This window comes from Saccharomonospora saliphila YIM 90502 (genome assembly GCF_000383795.1).
Taxonomy (GTDB): Bacteria; Actinomycetota; Actinomycetes; order Mycobacteriales; family Pseudonocardiaceae; genus Saccharomonospora; species Saccharomonospora saliphila.
Map to the genome: position 1 here is coordinate 38,515 of NZ_KB912656.1, position 2,457 is coordinate 40,971.

General features: G+C 73.2%; 4 protein-coding genes. 3 read left to right on the forward strand and 1 reads right to left on the reverse strand.

Features of this window, described 5'->3' with window-relative positions; genetic code table 11:
- On the reverse strand, window positions 1-578 hold a 578-nt coding region (locus SACSA_RS22195), incomplete at its 3' end, for an HAD family hydrolase (protein ID WP_048876606.1).
- A gap of 92 nt (window positions 579-670) precedes the next feature.
- Between SACSA_RS22195 and SACSA_RS22200 the strand changes: the two genes are divergently transcribed.
- The 3 genes from SACSA_RS22200 to cbiQ all read left to right on the forward strand — a co-directional run.
- A complete protein-coding gene (locus tag SACSA_RS22200; RefSeq protein ID WP_019815280.1) occupies window positions 671-1,429 on the forward strand; it encodes an energy-coupling factor ABC transporter permease in 759 nt (252 codons plus the stop codon).
- On the forward strand, window positions 1,426-1,779 hold the full coding sequence (locus SACSA_RS0109175) for a PDGLE domain-containing protein (RefSeq protein WP_028661708.1): 354 nt from the start codon (window positions 1,426-1,428) through the stop codon (window positions 1,777-1,779). Before SACSA_RS22200 ends, SACSA_RS0109175 begins: the two co-directional genes overlap by 4 nt.
- The coding region (gene cbiQ / locus SACSA_RS22205) for a cobalt ECF transporter T component CbiQ (protein WP_019815283.1) at window positions 1,776-2,457 on the forward strand (682 nt) is incomplete at its 3' end. The genes SACSA_RS0109175 and cbiQ, both read left to right, overlap by 4 nt.

Sequence of the window (2,457 nt, forward strand, 5' to 3'; positions counted from 1 at the left end):
AAGACCGCGCACTCGGCGGGCGCGGCGCCCAGCGCGCGGGCGCAGGCCACGAACGAGTCCGGGGCGGGTTTGCCGCGCAGGCCCTCGGCCTTGAGGGTGCGCCCGTCCACCCGGGCCCGCACGTACCCGGAGAGTCCGGCGGCGTCGAGCACCCGCTCGCCGTTGGCCGAGGACGTCACGACCCCGACGGCCAGCCCGTGCGCGCGGATGGCGTCCAGATAGCGGACCGAGCCCGGGTAGGGACTGACTCCCTCGGTCGAGATGACGCGCAGCAGGCGCTCGTTCTTGCGGTTGCCGATTCCGTGCACCGTTCTCGCGTCGACCGGGTCCTCGGGTGTTCCCTCGGGCACGTCGATGCCGCGCGAGCCGAGGAACGCGCGCACGCCGTCGAGGCGTGACCGGCCGTCGACGTAGGTGACGTAGTCGTGGTCGGAGAAGGCGGGCTGGCCGGGGGCGGTCTCGCGCAGCACCTCGTCGAAGGTCTGCCGCCACGCGCGAAGGTGTACCGCCGCCGTGCTGGTCAGCACGCCGTCCAGGTCGAAGAGGCACGTGGTCACTGCGCCGGGTAACCCGATCATGCCGTTCACGCTAGTAGTGCTGGACCTACCCCGCCACGGCAGAAACCTGTACAGTTGAACAGATGAGCAGCTGAAGCCTGTCGGGAGGGACCATGGAGGCACTCGCCCTGCATGTCAGTGACGGCCTGCTCGATGTGCCGACCTCGCTCGGCTTCGGTGCCCTCGCCGTGGTGGGGATCGCCGTGGCGGCGGCGCGGTCCCGGCGTGACCTCGACGAACGGCTCGTGCCGCTCGTGGGCTTGGTGGCGGCCTTCGTGTTCGCCGTCCAGATGCTCAACTTCCCGGTGCTGCCGGGGGTCAGCGGCCATGTCCTCGGGGGTGCGCTGGCCGCCCTCCTCGTCGGGCCGTGGGTCGGCGCGCTCGCCGTCGGCGTGGTGCTGGTGGTGCAGGCGTTGCTGTTCGCCGACGGGGGATTGAGCGCTCTCGGGGTGAACATCACCAACATCGCCCTGCTGGGTACCGTCTCCGGCTACCTCGTCGCCGTGGCACTGCGCAGGGTGGCCGTCGGTTCGCGGGCCGGGCTGGTGGTCGTGGCTTTCGTGTCGGCACTGGTCACCACGCTCGTCGCGGCGGGCGGGTTCGTCGTCGAATACGCCATCGGGGGACAGGGCGCTGTCCCGATCGGGGGACTCGCGGCGGCCATGCTCGGAGTGCACGCGCTCATCGGCCTCGGGGAGGGAGCCGTCACCGCCGTCACGGTGGCCGCTGTCTCCTCCGCGCGCCCCGACCTGGTGTACCTACTCCGTGGACGGCCGCCGGGGAGCGCCACGGCGGACGCGACGCCGAAGGGGGAGTCGCCGACAGGGAACTCGGCGACGGGGGAGACGCCGACGGGGGAGGTGACGCGGTGAGCGGCCCGGGTGGCGCTCGGCCTCGTGCGCGACGGTTCTGGGTGGTGTCGGCGCTGGTGACGCTGGTGCTGGGCGGTGCGGTGTCCTATATGGCCGACAGCGACCCCGACGGCCTGGAGACGGTTCTGCGCCACGGCTGTGCCGAGGTCGGAGACGAACTGCGTGGCGAGTGCGCCGCGCGCCACGCCCGCGAGCACGACCTGGCCGCGAGCCCGTTCGCCGACTACGCGGTCGGCGGCGACTCCGCGCTGACCGGCGTGGCGGGGGTGCTCGGGGTGCTGATCACCCTCGCCGTGACGGTGCTGCTGGTGCGGGTCCTGACCCGGGCGGGCCGGCGGCGTGCGCCGTGAGCGCTCCGGTCCTGCACCACCCCGGGGACAGCCGGGTGCACCGCCTTCCGGCACACGTCAAGATCGCCGGTGCCGTCGTGGCCGTGTTCGGTGTCGTCGCGACGCCGAGGGCGGAGTTCTGGGCGTTCGGCGTCTGCGCGCTCGTGCTGACGGTGGTGTGGGCGCTGGCCCGGGTCCCACCCGGCTGGTTCGCCCGCCGCGCGGTGATCGAGGTGCCGTTCGTGCTGCTCGCCGTCGTGCTCCCGATCACCGGGGGCGGTCCGCGCACGGAGGTGCTCGGCGTCTCGTTGTCGGTGGAGGGCCTGCTGGCGGGGTGGAACATCGTCGCCAAGGGCACGCTCGGCGTGCTCGTCTCGCTGACCCTGGCCGCCACGACACGTCCCGAGCAGATCGTGGCGGGACTGCGCCGCCTGCGGGTCCCGGCAACGGTGACGCTGATCGCCGGTCTCATGCTGCGCTACGTCGAGGTCCTCGCCGACGAGGCACGCAGGATGCGCCGTGCCCGGCTGGCGCGCGGGGACGACCCCCGGCTCCTCTGGCAGGGCGTGGCCACCGCGCGCGGGGTCGGGGCACTGTTCCTGCGCGCCTACGAGCGCGGCGAGCGGGTGCACCTGGCGATGCTGGCGCGCGGCTGGAGCCGGAACACCGCGCGTGGCACCGCGGAGCCACTCGGAACGT